A 17,892-nucleotide genomic window follows, 5' to 3' on the forward strand; every position below is an offset into this window, starting at 1 on the left:
GGGCAGAACGAAGGGAAGCGCGATGGGCATTAGCGCAAGCAACGGCGAAGGTTCCGGCATTTTCGCACTGTGGTACGTGGCGCGGCGCCACGCCGAGCTGCGACCCGTCGCGCCCGTCGTGCCCGGGGCGGGCGAGGTGATGGTCCGTACCCTCTTCAGCGGCATCAGCCGCGGCACGGAGCGCCTCGTCTTCAACGGCCTGTGCCGGCCTCGGCACAACCGGCGCATGTGCGCGCCCATGCAGGAGGGGACCTTTCCCTTTCCCGTGAAGTATGGCTATTGCGCTGTCGGCGTCGTGGAGGCCGGGGCGGCTGACCTCGTCGGCCGCACGGTCTTTGCACTCCATCCCCACCAGCAGCTGTTCACGGCACCCGCCGTCGCCGTCGCCGTGGTGCCCGAGGCTGTGCCCGCGCGCCGTGCGGTTCTCGCCGCCAACATGGAGACGGCGCTGAACGGCGTGTGGGATGCAGGCGCCGGGCCGGGCGACCGGATCGTGGTGGTGGGCGCAGGCGTCGTCGGGCTTCTGGTCACGTTCCTGTGTGCGGGCCTGCCTGGCGCGGAGGTGACGGTGGTCGACACCGATCCCGCGCGGGCCGAGGTGGCGCGGCGCCTTGGCGCCAGCTTCGCCCTGCCGGGGCGGGCGCGCGGCGAGGCCGACGTCGTCATCCACGCCAGCGGCACGCCCGCCGGCCTTGCCACGGCTCTGGAGCTGTGCGGCGACGAGGCGACGCTCGTCGAGATGAGCTGGTATGGAGACGAGGCGGTGTCGGTCCATCTCGGCGGCGAGTTCCACGCCCGCCGCCTGAGGCTCGTCTCCTCCCAGGTGGGGCAGGTGGCGGCCTCGCGCCGGCCGCGCTGGGAGCCGGCTCGACGCCTCGCCAAGGCGCTCGCGCTGCTGGCTGACCCGCGGCTCGACGATCTCATTACCGGCGAGGTTGCCTTCGCCGATCTGCCCGCGGCGCTGCCGGCCATCCTCGATGAGGGGGCGCAGGGGCTGATGACCGCGGTGCGCTATCAATGAGCGGCGCGATTGAGGGAGAGGGCCATGTATGCCGTCGAGGTGCGTGACCACGTCATGATTGCCCACAGTTTCCGCGGAGACCTGTTCGGGCCGGCGCAGGCCCTGCATGGGGCGACCTTCATCGTCGATGTGGCTTTTTTCCGGTCGGAGCTGATGGCCGAGGGCGTGGTGGTCGACATTGGACGCGCCACGGAGGCGTTGAAGGCGGTGCTCGCGCCCCTCAACTACCGCAACCTCGACGAGCTGCCGCAGTTCGCCGGGCGCAACACGACAACGGAGTTCCTGAGCCGCCACATCTTCGACGCGATGGCCGAGGCGGCGCGCAGCGGTGCGCTGGGCCCGGGCGGCGAGGGCATCGATCACATCCGCGTGACGCTGCACGAGAGCCATGTGGCACGGGCGTGGTTCGAGGGAGCCGTCGCCTGTGCCTGATGTCGTCTTCGCCATACCGGGCGACCTCGCCAGCCCGACGGGCGGTTACGCCTATGCGCGACGCATGCTCGCCGACCTGCCGGGGCAGGGCGTCGATGTCGTCTACCGGCCGCTGCCCGGCGCCTTCCCCTTTCCCTCCGAGGCGGATGTTGCTGCGACCGCCGCGGCCCTCGCGGCAACGCCCCCCGATGCGGTGCTGCTGATCGACGGGCTTGCCTGCGGGGTCCTGCCTCCCGCGCTGCTGCGCGACTGCGGCAGGCGGTGCGTGGCCCTGGTGCACCATCCGCTCGGGCACGAGACGGGGCTCGCGGAAGCGGACAGCCAGCGGCTGCTCGCCAGCGAGAAGGCGGCGCTCGCGGCGGTGGATGCCGTCATCACATCAAGCGTGCCGACGGGGCGGGTGCTGGTGAGCGAGTTTGGCGTCGCGCCCGGACGGCTGACGGTGGCGGAGCCCGGCACCGATCCGGCCCCGCGTGCCCCGGCCCGGGGCGAGCCGCCGCATCTCGTCTCGGTCGGGTCCGTCTCGCCGCGCAAGGGCTATGACGTGCTTGTCACGGCGCTGGCGAAGCTCGTGGTCCTGCCGTGGCGCGCCACCATTGTCGGCAGCCTCGAGCGGATGCCGGACGAAGCGGCGCGGCTGCGGGCGGCGATCGCAGAGGCCGGCCTCGGCGAGCGCATCGCGCTTGCGGGCACCTGCGAGGACGCGGTTCTGGAGCGTCTCTACGCCTCGGCCGACGTCTTTGTAATGGCCTCGCGCTACGAGGGCTACGGCATGGCGCTGACGGAGGCGCTGGCGCGTGGCCTGCCGATCGTGACGACCCGTGTCGGCGCGGCGGACGAGCGCGTGCCCGACGCCGCAGGGCTCAAGGTGCCGCCGGGCGACGCCGACGCCCTCTGCGATGCACTGGCGACGGTGCTTGGAGACCGCGAAAGACGCCTTGCCATGGCCGAGGCGTCCTGGCGTGCGGGGCAGGCCCTGCCGCGCTGGGTGGACACTGCGGCGGTCATCGCCGGTGTCGTCCGCTCCCTCGCAGGCCGGGAGAAGGGTGCATGAGCGGCTTTTCCGCCGACTGGCTTGCGCTGCGCGAGCCGGCCGATCATGCCGCCCGCAGCCGTGCGCTTCTCGACAGGGCTGCGGCGGCGGTCGCGGGCCGGCAGCCCGTGCATGTCCTCGACCTTGGATGCGGGACCGGCTCCAACCTGCGGGCGATGGCGGTGCATCTCGGGGGCAACCAGCACTGGCAGCTCGTCGACCACGATCCGCTCCTGCTCGCGAAGGCGCGGGCGGAGCTCCGGCGCTGGGCGGATGCCGTCCTGCGAGATGGGGAAGACATGCTGGAGCTGTCGTTTTCCGGACGGCGCATCGCGATTTCGTTCATCGCGTTCGAGCTTTCCGGCGGGGTCGGGCCGCTCCTTGTGGAGCCCGTCGATCTGGTCACGGCAGCCGCGCTTTTCGATCTCGCATCGCCGGCGTGGATCACGGCCTTCGTGCGCACGGTCGCGGCGGCGGGGCTGCCATTCTACACGGCGCTGACCTTCGACGGCCGTTATGACTGGGAGCCGTCCCACCCGGACGACGCGGCGGTGCGCCGGGCCTTTCTCGCCCATCAGCGGCAGGACAAGGGCTTTGGCCCTGCGGCCGGGCCGGACGCGACGGCGCTGCTCGCGGCCGGCTTCCGCGCGGCGGGCTATGCCGTCTCCGAGGAGCAGAGCCCGTGGCGGCTGACCGGCCGGGAACGGGCGCTGATTGCAAGTCTCGCCGATGGGACGGCCGCCGCGGCGGGCGAGACGGGGCAACTGTCCGACGAGCGGCTGGCCGCCTGGCGCGCGGCGCGCCGACTTGCCGAGAGCTGCCTCATTGGCCACGCCGATCTTCTCGCCCTGCCATCGGCGGGTCAGTGCGGCGGGTGGGCAGCATCCGCGCCAGCACGCCGTCACGGCGCACGAAGCCGTGCCAGAGGCCGGCGCCGATGTGCAGCGCCGCCAGCGCCGCGAGCGTGAAGGCGGCGAGCTTGTGCAGACTGAGCAGCAGGGCCGACAGAGCCTCATCCTTGGGCAGGATCGGCGGCAGCACGAAGAGGCCGAAGACGGTGATCTGCGCGCCGAAGGCCGAGGTTCCGGCCCAGCCGAGCAGCGGCACGAGGACGATGAGCACGTAGAGCGCCCGGTGCACCGTGAGCGATAGTGCGCGCAGCAGCGGGCCGAGCGCCGGATGGGGCGCCGGCGCCCCCTTCAGCAGGCGCACGGCAAGGCGCACCGCCGCCAGGGCGAGGACGAGCGCACCGAAGGAGCGATGCAGGTCGTAGAGACTGTTCTGCGTGGGGCCCGGCGCCGCGTTGACCATGGCGATGCCGAGCGGGATTGTCGTCAGAATGGCGAGGGCGGTGAGCCAGTGCAGCCACTTAGCTGCCGGGCGGTAGCCCTCGTACATCGGTCTCGGGGACACAGCATGCCTCCCCGTTGCAGCGCCTCAGATCACAGTCGAACAGAACGTCCCCGTCGGCAAGCACGTAGATGTCGGTCTGCGGCCGGATCGCCTCGCTCAGCGGGCCGATGGGCGAGAGTTCGAGCCCGGCCCGGCCCGAGCCGATGATGATGGGCGCAACGAGGAGGTGCAGCCGGTCGATGCAGCCGGCATCGAGGAAGGCGGAGATGGTGCGCGCCCCACCTTCGATGAGCAGCCGGCACAGCCCGCGGGCGGCCAGGGCGGCGACGATGGCGTGTGGATCGAGCCGGCCCGCGGCGGATGGCAGGACGATCTCCTCGACGCCGGCCGGACACGGGCCGGAGACAGAGCGGATCACGAGGCGCCGCGCGTCCGGGCTCGTCATGCAGCGGGCGTCCGGCGGCAGGCGCCCGCGCGGGTCGAGGACGACGCGGGCGGGGTTGCGGCCGGGGACGCGCCGGACGGTGAGCTGCGGATCGTCAGCGACGACCGTGCCGACGCCGACGACCACGGCATCGACGGCCGCCCGCAGGCGGTGCAGATGGTCGAGTGCCGCGGCGCGGTTGATATATCGGGAGTCGCCCGTTGCCGTCGCGATGCGCCCGTCGAGCGACTGGCCGAGCTGTGCGACGACGAAGCTGCGGCCCTCCGGCACATCCGCTATGCGTTGGAGCGCGCGATGTGATAAGCAGTCCATCGGCGCGGAACGCCCGTCCATCTCGTCGGGTGTGGTCACAGGGCCCTCTTGCTGCTGCATGCTGTCCCGCCGGAGGGAGTGTCCTCGTTCGTCGAAGGCATGTCCCGTTCATACATCGGCAACGGCTGGGCCGCCATGGCACGGCCGGCTATGCAGGAGACCGGGACCGTCAGGCGACAGGTAGAGCCTTGCCGGATCTTATTTCGATGCACATGTGTTGTCTGTTTTGCGGTACGTGAAAACCGGCAGGCTTCACGGCCAGGAGCGATGGCCCACGAGAGTTCACCGTCGATGAGTTCAGATTTCATCCAGGATCGCGGCCAGATCAGCGTCGAGAGGGCGCTGGCGGAGTTCCGCGCGGGGCGCCCCGTCCGCATCACCGGCGACGGCGTCTCGCTGCTGGCCGTGGGGATCGAGGGCCTTAACGAGGATCTTGCGAAGGCTCTGGAACGCAAGGCCGCCGACCGAGCCCGGCTGGTGTTGCCCAGGGCGCGCCTGCGCCGCCTGGGCGCCGAGCGCGGGAGCGCCGGCATCATTGCCCTGCCGGAAATCGACCTGAAGCGCGTGACGCACCTGTCGCTCGCGCCCGATGCCCGGCTCGATGCGCCCGTGGGCTGCCTGCAGCCGCTCGACGAGGCCGCGCTCGAGCTTGCGCGCCTGTCGCTCGTCCTGCCGGCGGTCGTCACGGTGTCGGTGTCGCCCGACGATCCGGCGCTCGCCGACGTGGTGGCCGTGCGTGAGGCGGACGTCCTCGCCTACCGGCAGAGCCAAGTGCGCGCGCTGCGCATTGTCGGGCGCGCGCCGGTGCCGCTTGAGGGCGCGGGCGAGACGGAGTTCGTGGTCTTCCGCGGCGGTGAGGGCCTGCGCGACCAGGTGGCCATCATCGTCGGCCGGCCGGACCTCTCACGCACCGTTCCCGTGCGCCTGCATTCGGCCTGCCTCACCGGCGACCTCTTCGGCAGCCTCAAGTGCGACTGCGGCGACCAGCTGCGCAGCACCGTGCAGTGGATGGCGGGGAACGGCGGCGGCATCCTGCTCTATCTGGACCAGGAAGGGCGTGGCAACGGCATCGCCAACAAGATGCGCGCCTACAAGCTGCAGGCGCAGGGCTTCGACACCTACGACGCCGACGAGATCCTTGGCTTCGGGCTCGACCAGCGACGGTTCGATTTCGCTGCCGAGATGCTGCGCCAGCTGGGTGTCACCAGCGTCAGCATCATGACCAACAACCCGGAGAAGATCGCGGCGCTGAAGGCGGCGGGCCTTGCCGTCGTCGCCGAGCAGCGCGTCATTGGCCGGCCGACGAGCGAGAACATCCGCTATCTGGCGGCCAAGCGCGAGCGCGCAGGGCACTTCATCGACATCGACAGCCTCTCCGCGCATCTGCCGTCGCGGGACTGACGGCGCGGCAGGCCATCGACGCGCCTGCGTCCTTGGCCTATAGCGGAGGCCCTGCGACGATTCCCAGAGGCCCTCGATGAAGACATTGTTCGCCCTGCCGCCCGTGCCCGTGATCCCCGTGGTGGGCCAGGAGGCCGGCTTCCCCGTGCGCCGCGTGTTCTGCGTGGGGCGCAACTACGCGGAGCATGCCCGCGAGATGGGGCGCGACCCGGACCGCGAGCCGCCCTTCTTCTTCACCAAATGGGCCGAGACGGTGGTGCCGGGCGGCGGCGAGATCGCCTATCCGCGGCAGACGAAGAACTATCATTACGAGCTGGAGCTGGTGGTCGCGATCGACGGGTCGGGGCAGGACCTCGACGAGGAGGCCGCTGCCAAGCTGGTCTTCGGCTATGCCGTTGGCCTCGACATGACGCGGCGCGACCTGCAGGCGGCGGCGAAGGAGCTGGCCCGTCCGTGGGACTTCGCCAAGAATGTCGAGCAGTCGGCGCCGATCGGCGCCATCACGCCGGCAGCAACAATGGGCCCCTTCACGAAGGCCGCGATGGAGCTCAAGGTCAACGGCCAGACACGCCAGCGCGGCGACATCGCCGACATGATCTGGCCGGTGGCGCCCATGCTCTCCATCCTTTCGCGCTTCTACCGGCTGGAGCCCGGCGACCTCGTCATGACGGGCACCCCGGCAGGTGTCGGGGCCGTCGTACCGGGCGACGTCATCGAGGGGACCATTGAGGGCCTCACCCCGCTGACGGTGACGATCGCGCCCTTGCGCTGATACGCGCAGCGATGCAGCAGAAGGCTCGCCGGCGGTCGAAAGGGCAGCCGGCGAAGACTGCGTTGGCGCCGGCGGCATTGCCCTGCGGCCTTCGGGGTGCTCTTTAGGGGGCATCCGGTCGCACGCACATGCGATGTCGGTCAGGCGCACTGACCGGTCCCTTGCAAAAGCGTCGTCCGCGATTAGTGTCGTGACGGCTCGCAAGAGGCTGTACAAAGCAGGGGGAACGCCGTGGGCTATTTTGTGGACCAGCTCATCAACGGGCTCACCCTCGGCTCCGTTTATGGCCTCATCGCCATCGGCTACACGATGGTCTACGGCATCATCGGCATGATTAACTTCGCCCACGGCGAAGTCTTCATGATCGGTGCCTTCATTTCCCTCATCGTGCTGCTGCTGCTGGCGCAGCTCGGTGTGGCCTCGGTGCCGCTGGCCATCCTGGTGGCGCTCGTGCTCACGGCGGTCTTTACCGCCCTGTGGGGGTTCGTCGTGGAGCGAATCGCCTACCGGCCACTGCGCGGCTCGTTCCGCCTCGCGCCGCTCATCTCGGCCATCGGCATGTCGATCTTCCTGCAAAACCTGGTGCAGTTGCTGCAGGGCGCGCGGGTTAAGCCGCTGCCGCCGGTGCTGACGGGGCGCATTCCCCTCGGTTCCATCGGCGACCATCAGATTTCGGTGGCGATGGTGCAGGTCGTGATCGTGGTTGTCACGGTGGTGCTGATGGCCGGCTTCAGCCTGCTCGTGTCGCGCACCGCGCTCGGTCGCGCCCAGCGCGCCTGCGAGCAGGACCGGCGCATGGCCGAGCTCGTCGGCGTCAACGTGGACCGCACGATCTCGCTGACCTTCGTCTTCGGGGCCGCGCTCGCTGCCGTCGCCGGGCTGCTCTACACGATCTATTACGGCTCGATCGACTTCTTCATCGGCTTTTTCGCCGGCCTCAAGGCCTTCACGGCCGCCGTGCTCGGCGGCATCGGCTCGTTGCCCGGCGCCATGCTCGGCGGGCTGCTCATCGGCCTCATCGAGGCGCTGTGGTCGGCCTATTCCGACATCCAGTACAAGGACGTGGCGGTGTTCGCCATCCTCGTCCTCATCCTCCTCTTCCGGCCGACGGGACTGCTCGGCCGGCAGGAGGTGGAGAAGGTTTGAGCGCAAGACATGCGCACCGCCGGCGCTGCCGGGCGGGGGCGGTCAAGGGAGGAAGACCATGAATGCGATGACGAAACTGATGCTGTCGGCCTGCGCTGCGGCGCTTCTGGCAGCCTCGCCGGCCCGGGCGGACGTGACCTTCGCCCTCGGCATTCCCGCCACCGGCGGCCAGATCGCCGCCATCGGCGCCCAGGCGCGCCTCGGCGCCGAGGCCGCGGTGAAAGCCATCAACGACAAGGGCGGCATCAAGGGCGAGAAGCTGGTGCTCGAGATCGCCGACGACCAGTGCGACCCCAAGAGCGCGGTGAGCGCCGCCAACCAGGTGGTGTCGAAGGGCATCCGCTTCGTCGTCGGCCACCTGTGCTCCGGCGCCTCGATCGCGGCTTCCGGCGTCTATGACGAGGAGGGCATCCTGATGATGACCGCCTCGGCGACCGCGCCGGAGCTGACCGACCGCGGCATGAAGCTGGTCTTCCGGGCCTGCGGGCGCGACGACCAGCAGGGCGTCGTCGCTGCCAAGTTCATTGCCGACAAGTTCAAGGGCAAGAAGGTCGCCATCGTCCACGACAAGCAGGTCTACGGCCAGGGTCTCGCCGAGGCGGCCAAGAAGACGCTTGCCGAGGCGGGCGTCACGCCGGCCTACGAAGGTTCTGTCAACGCCGGCGAGCGTGACTTCTCGGCCCTCGTCGCCCGCCTGAAGCAGGAGGGTATCGATATCGTCTATTACGGCGGTTATCACACGGAGCTCGGCCTCATCGTGCGGCAGGCGCGCCAGGCCGGCCTCGAGACGCGCTTCGTCGGTGCCGACGGCCTCGCCACCAATGAGTTCTGGTCCATCGCCGGCGAGGGCGGAGCCGGTACGCTTTTCACCTTCAGTGCCGACGTGAAGGCCAAGCCCTCGGCCAAGGACGTCTACGAGGAGCTGAAGAAGAGCGGCGAGCCGGACAACTTCGCCTTCTACTACTATGCCGCGGTGCAGGCGCTGGCCGATGCCGTGGCGCGCGCTGGCAAGGAGCCCGAGGCGGTGGCCGAAGACCTGCGTAAGAACAGCTTCGAGACGGTGGTCGGCTCCTTCCGCTTCGACGCCAAGGGCGACTTGATCGACCCCGAATACGTCATCTTCGAGTGGCGTGACGGCGCCTATGCGCCGACGAAACTCTGACGCCACGCCGATGGAGCGGGCCGAACGCCCGCTCCGTTCCTTCCCCTGCCGCACCGAAGTCTTGTCGGCCTCGAGAACCCACGATGCAAGCCACCTCCGCTTCCTCGGACTTCTCCGACAGGCTGCGCCCCGCCCTGCGCGAGGCGGCGATTGCCGGCATCATCATGATCGGCATCGCACTTCCGCTCGTGGGCTTCCGCCTGCAGGAGACGCCGGGGCAGGGGCTCGGCATTGCCTATCGTTTCGACCAGGTGGTGATCGCGGGGCTCGTCGTGGCCGTCGGGCGGTTCCTGCTCGCCCTGTTCCGGCCCGCGCTTGGGCACCTGCGCGAGCGCTTTGCCCAGGCAGGCGAGCGCACCGTGCGCGGCGGGCTCGCGTCGCAGACGGCCATCGGCGTTGCGGCGGCCATCTTTGCCTTCGCGCTGCCTTTCCTGCCGATCGCGGACCGCTACGTCGTCGATACGGCCACCACGGTGCTCATCTACACGATGCTCGGCCTCGGGCTGAACATCGTTGTCGGGCTCGCGGGGCTTCTCGATCTTGGCTACGTCGCCTTCTATGCCGTCGGCGCCTATTCCTTCGCGCTGCTTGCGACACACTACGCCTTCTCGTTCTGGATGTGCCTGCCGATCGCCGGCGTCATGGCCGCGTTTCTCGGCATCATCCTGGGCTTTCCGGTGCTGCGCCTGCGGGGCGACTATCTCGCCATCGTGACCCTCGGCTTCGGCGAGATCATCCGCATCATCCTCATCAACTGGAGCGCGCTGACGGGTGGGCCGAATGGCATCACCAACATCCCGCGGCCGAGCTTCTTCGGCGCACCCTTCACGCGCACGGCGGCGGAAGGCGAGGTGCCGTTCCACGAGCTCTTCGGCCTCCCATTCTCCTCGATGCACCGCGTGCTGTTCCTCTACTACCTCATCCTGGTGCTGGTGGTGATGACGGCAGCGATTTCGGCGCGCCTGCGGCGCCTGCCCATCGGCCGCGCCTGGGAGGCGCTGCGCGAGGACGAGGTGGCGTGCCGGGCGCTCGGGGTCAACGCCACGCGCGTCAAGCTCTCCGCCTTCGCCATAGGGGCGATGTTTGGCGGCTTCGCCGGCACCTTCTTTGCCACGCGGCAGGGCTTCATCAGCCCGGAGAGCTTCACCTTCATCGAATCGGCCCTGGTGCTTGCCATCGTCGTCCTCGGCGGCATGGGCAGCCAGCTCGGCGTCGTGCTCGCCTCCATCATCGTGGTCGCCCTGCCGGAGCTGACGCGCGAGTTCGCGGAGCTGCGCATGCTGCTCTTCGGCGCCGCCATGGTGCTCGTCATGGTGTGGCGTCCGCGCGGGCTCATCGGCACGCGCCGGCCGAGCGTGACGCTCGCGCGCTCCAGCGGCTGAGACCGGCGTTCCCGGTCAATCATCAACCGTCGTGATGTTGTGAACGGCTGCGTGCTGCGGTCGGTCATAAAATTGCTTCGGCAAACGCTCGACGGCAGTAAAGAAATTCTATCAGGCAATCTGCAAGTAATAACCTTGCGCGCTGCTTCTGGTTGCGTGAATTATTGATATATGAAGGCGGCAATTGCTGTCCACGTGTGTTCATTTGGGTCGTCGCGCGCTATTATTCCGAACAATAGGGAGGAAAATATCGTGCTGATGACATCGACTGCATTTCGCGATCACGAGGAGGTTGTGTTCTTCCGTGAGCCAGACTGCGGGCTCAGTGCGATCATCGCCGTACATTCCACGGCGCTCGGCCCGGCCTGCGGCGGGGTGCGCTTCCACGCCTATGGCGACGAGCAGGAGGCCATCGACGACGTGCTGCGCCTCAGCGCGGCCATGAGCCTCAAGAATGCGCTCGCCGGCCTGCCTTTCGGCGGCGGCAAGTCCGTCATCATCGGTGATCCGCGGCGGGACAAGACACCGGCGCTGCTCGCGGCCTTCGGACGGGCGGTGGAGCGTCTCGCCGGGCGCTACATCGCGGCCGAGGACGTGGGGATGAGCCCTGCCGACATCGCCATCGTCGGCCGCCAGACGCGCCATGTGGCGGGGCTCGACCGGGGGCCGGCGGCGAGCGGCGATCCCTCGCCCGTCACCGCGCGCGGCGTCTTGCGCGGCATCGAGGTGGCGGTGCGCCATCGCCTCGGGCGCAGCGGGCTTGCGGGCGCCACTGTGGGCGTTCTCGGCCTCGGCCACGTTGGCAGCGCGCTCGCGGGGCTGCTGCACGAGGCCGGCGCCCGGCTCGTGGTGGCGGACATCGCCGCCGACCGATGCCGCGCCATCGCTGACCGGTACGGGGCCCGTGTCGTCCCTGTCGACGCGCTCGTCGGCGAGCGCCTCGACGTCTTCGCTCCCTGCGCACTCGGCGGCATCCTCAATGCCGAGACGATCGGCCGGCTCGCGGCGCCGGTGGTCGCCGGGGCGGCCAACAATCAGCTTGCCGACGAGGCCAGCGCCGATGCGCTGCACATGCGTGGCATCCTCTACGCGCCGGACTTCGCCATCAATGCGGGCGGCATCGTGAACGTGGCGGCGGAGATCGCCGGCAACTACGACCGCGCCGCGGTGCTGCGACGGGTGGACCGAATAGCCGATACGCTCGACGAGATCTTTATACGGGCGGCGCGCGAAGGGCGCTCTCCCCACTTCGTCGCGGTCGACCTGGCGCAGGAGCGACTTGACGCAGCGCGCAGGGCGCGGCAGCAAACAGCATGAATAGCCAATTCAGGCGGGAGGGGAGAGAATGCACAGGACAACAATCGTCGGCGCTCTGGCCGGGATGCTGCTGGCATCAGGCGTGGCGCAGGCTGAGACGCCGACTGTCGCCATTACCGCGATCGTCGACCATCCCGCCCTTGAGGCAGTGCGCGACGGGGTGAAGGAGGGCCTCGCCAAGGCGGGCTATGCCGAGGGCAAGGACGTCAAGTTCGTCTACGAGAGCGCCCAGGGCCAGGCGGCGACGGCTGTGCAGATCGCGCGCCAGTTCGTTGGCGACAAGGTTTCGGTCATCGTCGCCATCTCCACTCCCTCCGCCCAGGCCGCGGCATCTGCGACAAAGTCGATCCCGGTCGTTTTCAGCGCTGTCACCGATCCGGTCGGGGCGCAGCTCGTGAAGTCCGCCGAGAAGCCGGGCGGCAACGTCACAGGCGTGTCTGACATGGCGCCGTTCGGCGATCAGCTCGCCCTCATCAAGGAGATCACGCCGAACGTGAAGACCATCGGCGTGCTCTACAACCCCGGCGAGGCCAACTCCGTCACCTCCCTTGCCATGATCAAGGAGGCGGCCGGGAAGGTCGGCCTTGCCGTTGTCGAGGGGCCGGCCACCAAGTCGGCCGAGGTGCAGGCTGCGGCCCGCGGGCTCATCGGCAAGGCCGACGCCCTGTTCATCCCGACCGACAACACCATCGTCTCGGCGCTCGAGGCCGCGGTGGGCGCCGCCCAGCAGGGCAACATCCCCGTCTATGCCGCGGATACCGACAGCGTCGCCCGCGGAGCGTTGGCCTCCGTCGGCTTCAACTACAAGCAGGTCGGTCTCCAGACCGCCGAGATCGTGGAGAAGGTGCTGAAGGGCGAGAAGCCCGGCGACATTCCGGTGGTCTTTGCGCAGGGCACCGAGCTCTTCGTCAACAAGGGAATGGCGGCGAAGCTCGGCATCACGCTGCCGGAGGCGCTGCTCGCCCGCGCCGTCAAGGTCGTCGACTGACAAGGAAGCCTGGCTGCCAACCGGGGCGCGCGCAGCAAGGCGGCGTGCGCCCGCCGCTTGCGAGAAACGTTGCGGGGCGGCGCCCGCCGCGCCACAGTCATGAGCCCTGCCGCGGGTGGGAGGTCGGGGGCGTTCCCCGGTGCCGCGCGCAGGCCAAACAGGTCAACGAATGAGTCAAATCGCCCTTGTGGGTGCGGTCGAGCTGGGGCTCGTCTATGCCCTTGTCGCCCTCGGCGTCTATCTCTCCTTCCGGGTGCTCGATTTCCCCGACCTGACGGTGGACGGCTCCTTTCCGCTCGGCGCGGCCGTGGCGGCGACGATGATCGTCTCCGGCGTCGACCCCTGGCTCGCGACCGCCATCGCCATCGCCGCCGGGGCGCTGGCGGGCTTCGTCACAGCCTTCGTCAGCGTGCGCTTCGGCGTGCTGCACCTGCTTGCGTCGATCCTCACCATGATCGCGCTGTTCTCGGTGAACCTGCGCATCATGGGCCGGCCCAACGTGGCGCTGCTGACGCAGGACACGGTTCTGACGCCCTTCCTTGGCCGGGGGCTCGACGATCTGTGGGTGCGTCCACTGTTCCTCGCCGTCGTCGTGCTGGCCGCCCTCGTCGGGCTCGCCTGGTTCCTGCGCAGCGAGACGGGGCTTGCCATGCGGGCTACCGGCGCCAACCCGCGCATGGCCCGCGCCCAGGGCGTGCGGGTCGGGGCGCAGGTGATCGCCGGCGTCATGCTGTCGAACGCGCTCGTCAGCCTCGCGGGGGCGCTGTTCGCGCAGACCAACGGCTTTGCGGACGTTACCTCCGGTGTCGGCACCATCGTGGTGGGCCTTGCCGCGGTCATCGTGGGCGAGACGGTGATGCCCTCGCGCCGCCTGTCGGTGGCGCTCGTCTCCTGCATCGTCGGCGCGGTGATCTATCGTCTCGCCGTCCAGCTCGCGCTCAGCGCCGACTTCCTCGGCCTGCAGGCGTCCGACCTCAACCTCGCAACCGCCGTCCTGGTGCTCGTCGCACTGGTGCTGCCGAAGCTGCGTGGCCGCGCCCTCGGCCGGAGGGCCCGGGCATGATCGCCGTCGAGAACCTGTCTGTCGTCTTCAACGCCGGCACACCGCTGGAGCGGCGGGCCCTGCGCGGCATCTCGCTGACGCTCGACAATGGCGAGTTCGTCTGCGTCATCGGCTCGAACGGGGCCGGCAAGTCGACGCTGCTCGGCGCCATTGCCGGCGACGTTCCCGCCACCTCCGGCCGCATTCTCGTCGCCGGCCAGGACATGACGCGCCAGCCGGCGGAGGCGCGGGCCCGGCACGTGGCCCGCGTGTTTCAGGATCCGCTCGCCGGCAGCTGCGGCAATCTATCGATTGCCGAGAACCTCGCGCTCGCCGCGGGGCGCGGCAGCCGCCGCGGCTTCGGCTACGCCCTGCGCCGCGAGCGGGCCGAGATGCTGCACGCGCGCATCAGGGAATTGGGGCTCGGCCTTGAGGACAGGCTCGACCAGCCGATGGGCTCGCTCTCGGGCGGGCAGCGGCAGGCGCTGTCCCTCGTCATGGCGACGCTCGCCCCCTCGAGCGTCCTGCTGCTCGACGAGCACACGGCGGCGCTCGACCCGCGCAATGCCGATTTCGTGCTGGATCTCACGCGCACCCTGGCGGCGCGCTTCGGGCTCACCGTGCTCATGGTGACCCACTCCATGCGCCAGGCACTCGATCTCGGCTCGCGCACCATCATGCTTCACGAGGGGCGCATCCTGCTCGACGTCGCCGGCGAGCATCGCAGCAAGCTGACGGTGGAGGACCTGATCGACGCCTTCCGCAAGGCGCGCGGCGAGGACCTGACCGAGGACCGGCTGCTGACGAGCTGAGAGGGCAGGTGGTTCAGGCGACGGCGATCGCGGTGGCGCCGGTGATCTCGGCGAGGCGCCGCGGATCGACGGGAAAGACGGAGGTCGGCGTGCCGGCGGCCGCCCAGACGACGTCGTGGGCGAGCAGGTCCTCGTCGATGAAGGTTTTCAGAGCCTCGGCGTGGCCGAAGGGCGGGATGCCGCCGATGGCGTAACCCGTCACGGCCCGCACCTTGCCGGCGTCCGGCCGGCGCAGCGCCTCGCCGATCGTCGCGGCGGCCTTCTTCTCGTCGACCCGGTTGTTGCCGGCGACGAGGAGGAGATAGGGCCGGCCGCTCTCGATCCCCTCGAAGACGAGCGACTTGACGATGCGCTCGACGCGGGTGCCGCAGGCTTCCGCCGCCTCTTCGGCGGTGCGCGTTGGCCGGTCGTGCACAGTGATGGCGATGGTGAGGCCGAGCCTGCGGGCAGCCTCCGCCACCCGTGCCGAGCTCGGCGGCAGTTCCTGTGTCGTCTCGCTCATGCCGTCGCCTCCTCCAACACTCCCTGCGCCTTGCGGCATTCGCAGCAGCCGGGTGATGGTCTACCATGGCTGCCGGCGTTGTGGTGCCGCGTATGGACGAGAGATGAACGAGCACAGCCCGTCGGTGCAAGACAAGACCAGCGAGCTCAAGGACGCGGTGCGCCGGGCCCGTCTCGAGGACGCCGAGCGCTCCGAGGTGATAGCGGAGCTGCGGACGGCGGCACTGGCGCGGCTCGAGCTCGTCGCGGCGGCGGTTGCGCCGGTCCTGGCGGAGCTGCCGGAAGGCATTGACCTCTTCGACCATGGCCTCGTCGCGGGCGAGCGGCCGCGCTTCTATGTGGACGTGCTCGCCTTCGTCGAGGTGGACCGCGACCGCCGAACCTTCCGTTTCCTCGTCGATACGCGGCACGGGCGCCGCCTGCTGGCCGCCAGCGAGGATGTGGACGTCATCCGGCGGGCCGTGACCGATTACGTGGCGAGGCGGCTCGTGGAGCGCGAGAAGGCGCTTGCCGCCGATGCGTCCCCGGCGGCGGCGCCGTCGCACGAGGCCGCGGGCCGCCATGGCGGGGACCTTCTCTTCGCCTTCGTTATGGGGGCGCTCGTCGGGGCGACGCTGTTTTACCTCGCCCTGTGGTGGAGGATTCTGGAATAGGCTGCCGCGGCGCGCGTCATGGTTCCTGGCGGATGACGCCGTGCCAGCCGAGCCCGGCATAGGTCTCGTAGCCCGGCGTCTTGTGGAAGGCGACGATGGCACCGCCGGGCTCCGTGTAGAAGCCTGACTCGCGGCCGCCGGTGACGAGGTTGAACCGTTCGGTCAGCACCCCCTGGCCATCGCTGGCGGCGATGACCCGGTTGGCGGCGTCGAGGATGAGGACGCGCGAGCGCGCCTTTCCCTCCGGGCGCAGGCGCACGCCCTCGACGACCGTGCGGGCCTGTGGCTCCCAGTCGAAATGGATGGCGAGCAGGCCGAGCGGCCTGCCGTCGGCCACGCCGCCCTCGCGCACCGTGGCGACATAGGTGGCGGCCTTGGCGCCGCCGAGCAGCGGCTCCACGGCGATGTCGCCGGCATGATAGTCGTTGCCACTGGCGAGCGCCTTGCCGCAGGCGAACCACTCACGGCCACGCACGTTCTGCCCGGCGACGGCGAAGCGGTCCGGCCGGCCGGAAGCGAGGATGCGCCCGTCGAGGTCGCAGAGCCACAGGTCGAGATAGACGGTGTAGGCGGAGAGGATCACGCCCATGCGCCGGCTGGCATGGTCGCAATGGGCTTCGGTTGGCTGCGCGGCGGCATCGACGATGGCCGAATCGGTGGCCCACCAGCGCACGTCGCAGGTGCGCTCGTAGAGATTGCGGTCGATGATCTCGATAGCGTTGAGGGCCAGGTCGACGAGACGCTGGCCCTGCGCCTCGCCGGCCATCATCTGCGTCAGGCGTTCCAGGGCCGCAATCTCGCTGGCGAGCTCCTGCTCGAGTGAGGTTGCGATGCCCTCGACCTCGGTCGAGGTGCCGCGTACCTCCTGCGCCACCACGGAGAAAGCCCCGGCCGGCGTCGCCCGCCCGCGCGCTCTCGACAAGGGCGTTGAGGGCCAGGATGCGCAGGCGCTGCGTCACGGAGCGGATCTGCCCGACCTTGGCATTGGTGAGGTCGCGCGCTGTGGCCGTGCGTGCCGCAATGTCCGAGAGACGGATGGTATTGTCGCTGCTGACGTCCGCCATGACATGTCCCCGTTGCCTCCGGCGCCCCGTCCGCGGGCGGGCAGGATGGCGGAGGATGTGACGGTGTGCTGGGCGGGTAGAATCTAGGCCGCCGCGCTTGTGCCGGGCTGTCGGGGGTCAGCGCGTCGAGAAGTCGAGCTTGCCGACTTCCGCAATGTTGCCGTCGGGCGTCAGGCCGCGGGTAAGCCCGGTGATACGCGAGCGGGGACCGTCCGGTTCGATGCTGATGAGGTGGTAGCCGGCGCGGTGCGTCCACGTGCCCTTTACGGCCGAGCAGGACGGGACGCCCACCACCGGCACCGGCCCGTGCTTGCCCTTGATGTGGGTGAGCGAGGTGCGGTGATTGTGCCCGTGCAGCACGACCTCGGCCCCGACACGGGCAATGACTTTCTCGAAGGCTGCTGCGTCGGTGAGGCTGCGTCCGACGGCGGCGCCGCTGCGCAGGGGCGGATGGTGCAGCATGACGACGCGGCACAGGCCCTCGCGGTCCAGCTCTTCCATCATCGCCTCGAAGGCGGCGAGCTGCGGCTTGCCCAGCGTGCCGCTGGCGACGAAGGGCATGGTCGGCACGGCCGAGGAGAGGCCGATGAAGGCGATGCCGTCGCGCCGGCGCAGGTAGGGGAAGGCGCTTGAGGAGGCGCCGTCGCTCGCCATCCACGGCCACAGTGCGTTGGTCAGCGGCTTCAGCGAACCGCGCACATAGGCGTCATGGTTGCCGGGGACGAAGGAGACGAAGTCGGGCGAGCCGAGCCGTTCGAGGAAGGCGCGCGCGATGGGGAATTCAGAGGCGAGGCCGATGTTGGCGATATCGCCGGTGAAGGCGATGTGGTCGGGCTTGTGGGCCCGCATGTCCTCGATCAGCCGTTCCAGCACCGTCATGTCGTGGGCGACCTTGCGGCCGCGGCGCCAGTTGACGTAGCCCGTCATGCGCTTGCCGACGAGCTCGCGCAGCTTGGGCTGTGGAATGGGGCCGATATGCGGATCGGAAAGGTGGGCGATGAGATACATTGGCTATCCGGCGGATCGCCAAGGCATCGCCGCTCAGAGCCCGCGCGT

17 protein-coding genes and 2 pseudogenes are annotated in these 17,892 nt (G+C 69.6%); 14 read left to right on the forward strand and 5 right to left on the reverse strand.

Translation table 11 applies throughout. The features are described from left to right. The first annotated feature begins 22 nt into the window (after positions 1 to 22). Genes HNQ73_RS07905 through HNQ73_RS07920 form a run of 4 tightly spaced genes read left to right on the forward strand, consistent with a single transcriptional unit; the run spans position 23 to position 3,454 of the window. Complete coding sequence (locus HNQ73_RS07905; protein ID WP_183333967.1) at positions 23 to 1,021, forward strand: zinc-dependent alcohol dehydrogenase; 999 nt, start codon at positions 23 to 25, stop codon at positions 1,019 to 1,021. Positions 1,022 to 1,045: 24 nt separating this feature from the next. Next, entirely contained in the window at positions 1,046 to 1,453 is a 408-nt protein-coding gene (locus tag HNQ73_RS07910) for a 6-pyruvoyl trahydropterin synthase family protein (RefSeq protein ID WP_183333969.1), read from the forward strand. Beyond that, positions 1,446 to 2,507, forward strand: coding sequence for a glycosyltransferase family 4 protein (locus HNQ73_RS07915; protein ID WP_183333971.1), 1,062 nt, complete (start codon positions 1,446 to 1,448; stop codon positions 2,505 to 2,507). The genes HNQ73_RS07910 and HNQ73_RS07915 overlap by 8 nt, the downstream gene beginning before the upstream one ends. Further along, positions 2,504 to 3,454 (forward strand): methyltransferase domain-containing protein, encoded by a 951-nt coding sequence (locus HNQ73_RS07920; RefSeq protein ID WP_183333972.1) that lies wholly within the window; start codon positions 2,504 to 2,506, stop codon positions 3,452 to 3,454. The genes HNQ73_RS07915 and HNQ73_RS07920 overlap by 4 nt, the downstream gene beginning before the upstream one ends. On the opposite strand, the pseudogene HNQ73_RS17930 reads toward HNQ73_RS07920, so the two are convergent. Both HNQ73_RS17930 and HNQ73_RS07925 read right to left on the reverse strand, forming a co-directional pair. Beyond that, positions 3,423 to 3,884 (reverse strand): annotated as a pseudogene (locus HNQ73_RS17930) (cytochrome b); the annotation flags it as partial. The gene HNQ73_RS07920 and the pseudogene HNQ73_RS17930 overlap by 32 nt on opposite strands. Then, positions 3,856 to 4,596 carry a RibD family protein gene (locus tag HNQ73_RS07925; protein WP_183334311.1) on the reverse strand — a complete coding sequence of 247 codons (741 nt, stop codon included), beginning with the start codon at positions 4,594 to 4,596 and terminating at the stop codon, positions 3,856 to 3,858. The pseudogene HNQ73_RS17930 and the gene HNQ73_RS07925, both read right to left, overlap by 29 nt. 291 nt (positions 4,597 to 4,887) lie before the next feature. Here HNQ73_RS07925 and ribA point away from each other — a divergent pair, with 291 nt between their 5' ends. From ribA to HNQ73_RS07970, 9 genes are all read left to right on the forward strand, one after another. Continuing rightward, on the forward strand, positions 4,888 to 5,997 hold the full coding sequence (gene ribA, locus HNQ73_RS07930) for a GTP cyclohydrolase II RibA (RefSeq protein WP_183333974.1): 1,110 nt from the start codon (positions 4,888 to 4,890) through the stop codon (positions 5,995 to 5,997). A gap of 76 nt (positions 5,998 to 6,073) precedes the next feature. Continuing rightward, on the forward strand, positions 6,074 to 6,769 hold the full coding sequence (locus HNQ73_RS07935) for a fumarylacetoacetate hydrolase family protein (protein WP_183333975.1): 696 nt from the start codon (positions 6,074 to 6,076) through the stop codon (positions 6,767 to 6,769). Between the two features lie 231 nt (positions 6,770 to 7,000). Beyond that, the gene (locus tag HNQ73_RS07940; RefSeq protein ID WP_183333976.1) at positions 7,001 to 7,915 is read left to right on the forward strand and encodes an ABC transporter permease subunit; all 915 of its coding nucleotides are present in this window, start codon (positions 7,001 to 7,003) and stop codon (positions 7,913 to 7,915) included. 58 nt (positions 7,916 to 7,973) lie between these two features. Further along, positions 7,974 to 9,077 (forward strand): ABC transporter substrate-binding protein, encoded by a 1,104-nt coding sequence (locus HNQ73_RS07945; RefSeq protein WP_183333977.1) that lies wholly within the window; start codon positions 7,974 to 7,976, stop codon positions 9,075 to 9,077. Positions 9,078 to 9,160: 83 nt separating this feature from the next. Next, complete coding sequence (gene livM / locus HNQ73_RS07950; RefSeq protein WP_244649970.1) at positions 9,161 to 10,459, forward strand: high-affinity branched-chain amino acid ABC transporter permease LivM; 1,299 nt, start codon at positions 9,161 to 9,163, stop codon at positions 10,457 to 10,459. A gap of 258 nt (positions 10,460 to 10,717) precedes the next feature. After that, positions 10,718 to 11,776: a Glu/Leu/Phe/Val family dehydrogenase gene (locus HNQ73_RS07955; RefSeq protein ID WP_183333978.1), complete on the forward strand. Its 1,059-nt coding sequence runs from the start codon at positions 10,718 to 10,720 to the stop codon at positions 11,774 to 11,776. Positions 11,777 to 11,804: 28 nt separating this feature from the next. Further along, a complete protein-coding gene (locus HNQ73_RS07960; RefSeq protein ID WP_183333980.1) occupies positions 11,805 to 12,764 on the forward strand; it encodes an ABC transporter substrate-binding protein in 960 nt (319 codons plus the stop codon). Positions 12,765 to 12,933: 169 nt separating this feature from the next. Further along, on the forward strand, positions 12,934 to 13,827 hold the full coding sequence (locus HNQ73_RS07965; RefSeq protein ID WP_183333983.1) for an ABC transporter permease: 894 nt from the start codon (positions 12,934 to 12,936) through the stop codon (positions 13,825 to 13,827). Further along, positions 13,824 to 14,618 carry an ABC transporter ATP-binding protein gene (locus HNQ73_RS07970; RefSeq protein WP_183333985.1) on the forward strand — a complete coding sequence of 265 codons (795 nt, stop codon included), beginning with the start codon at positions 13,824 to 13,826 and terminating at the stop codon, positions 14,616 to 14,618. The genes HNQ73_RS07965 and HNQ73_RS07970 overlap by 4 nt, the downstream gene beginning before the upstream one ends. Before the next feature lie 13 nt (positions 14,619 to 14,631). Here the strand turns inward: HNQ73_RS07970 and HNQ73_RS07975 are convergent, their stop codons facing one another. Further along, a complete protein-coding gene (locus HNQ73_RS07975; protein WP_183333986.1) occupies positions 14,632 to 15,120 on the reverse strand; it encodes a YbaK/EbsC family protein in 489 nt (162 codons plus the stop codon). 103 nt (positions 15,121 to 15,223) lie between these two features. Here HNQ73_RS07975 and HNQ73_RS07980 point away from each other — a divergent pair, with 103 nt between their 5' ends. Further along, positions 15,224 to 15,772, forward strand: a complete 549-nt coding sequence (locus tag HNQ73_RS07980; RefSeq protein ID WP_183333988.1) for a hypothetical protein — start codon at positions 15,224 to 15,226, stop codon at positions 15,770 to 15,772. Between the two features lie 16 nt (positions 15,773 to 15,788). On the opposite strand, the pseudogene HNQ73_RS18070 reads toward HNQ73_RS07980, so the two are convergent. Together HNQ73_RS18070 and HNQ73_RS07990 are read right to left on the reverse strand one after the other, a co-directional pair. Beyond that, positions 15,789 to 16,836 (reverse strand): annotated as a pseudogene (locus tag HNQ73_RS18070) (methyl-accepting chemotaxis protein). Positions 16,837 to 16,953: 117 nt separating this feature from the next. Continuing rightward, positions 16,954 to 17,844 carry a metallophosphoesterase family protein gene (locus tag HNQ73_RS07990; protein ID WP_183333990.1) on the reverse strand — a complete coding sequence of 297 codons (891 nt, stop codon included), beginning with the start codon at positions 17,842 to 17,844 and terminating at the stop codon, positions 16,954 to 16,956. Positions 17,845 to 17,892 lie beyond the last annotated feature (48 nt).

Origin of the sequence: Chelatococcus composti, assembly GCF_014201415.1 — a bacterium.
In the GTDB taxonomy this organism is placed as follows: Bacteria; Pseudomonadota; Alphaproteobacteria; order Rhizobiales; family Beijerinckiaceae; genus Chelatococcus_A; species Chelatococcus_A composti.

Coding starts and splice junctions, on each gene's coding strand:
- HNQ73_RS07905 (WP_183333967.1), top strand. CDS start 23: ATGGGCATTAGCGCAAGCAACGGCGAAGGTTCCGGCATTTTCGCACTG.
- HNQ73_RS07910 (WP_183333969.1), top strand. CDS start 1,046: ATGTATGCCGTCGAGGTGCGTGACCACGTCATGATTGCCCACAGTTTC.
- HNQ73_RS07920 (WP_183333972.1), top strand. CDS start 2,504: ATGAGCGGCTTTTCCGCCGACTGGCTTGCGCTGCGCGAGCCGGCCGAT.
- HNQ73_RS07925 (WP_183334311.1), bottom strand. CDS start 4,596: ATGGACTGCTTATCACATCGCGCGCTCCAACGCATAGCGGATGTGCCG.
- ribA (WP_183333974.1), top strand. CDS start 4,888: ATGAGTTCAGATTTCATCCAGGATCGCGGCCAGATCAGCGTCGAGAGG.
- HNQ73_RS07935 (WP_183333975.1), top strand. CDS start 6,074: ATGAAGACATTGTTCGCCCTGCCGCCCGTGCCCGTGATCCCCGTGGTG.
- HNQ73_RS07945 (WP_183333977.1), top strand. CDS start 7,974: ATGAATGCGATGACGAAACTGATGCTGTCGGCCTGCGCTGCGGCGCTT.
- livM (WP_244649970.1), top strand. CDS start 9,161: ATGCAAGCCACCTCCGCTTCCTCGGACTTCTCCGACAGGCTGCGCCCC.
- HNQ73_RS07955 (WP_183333978.1), top strand. CDS start 10,718: ATGACATCGACTGCATTTCGCGATCACGAGGAGGTTGTGTTCTTCCGT.
- HNQ73_RS07960 (WP_183333980.1), top strand. CDS start 11,805: ATGCACAGGACAACAATCGTCGGCGCTCTGGCCGGGATGCTGCTGGCA.
- HNQ73_RS07965 (WP_183333983.1), top strand. CDS start 12,934: ATGAGTCAAATCGCCCTTGTGGGTGCGGTCGAGCTGGGGCTCGTCTAT.
- HNQ73_RS07970 (WP_183333985.1), top strand. CDS start 13,824: ATGATCGCCGTCGAGAACCTGTCTGTCGTCTTCAACGCCGGCACACCG.
- HNQ73_RS07975 (WP_183333986.1), bottom strand. CDS start 15,120: ATGAGCGAGACGACACAGGAACTGCCGCCGAGCTCGGCACGGGTGGCG.
- HNQ73_RS07980 (WP_183333988.1), top strand. CDS start 15,224: ATGAACGAGCACAGCCCGTCGGTGCAAGACAAGACCAGCGAGCTCAAG.
- HNQ73_RS07990 (WP_183333990.1), bottom strand. CDS start 17,844: ATGTATCTCATCGCCCACCTTTCCGATCCGCATATCGGCCCCATTCCA.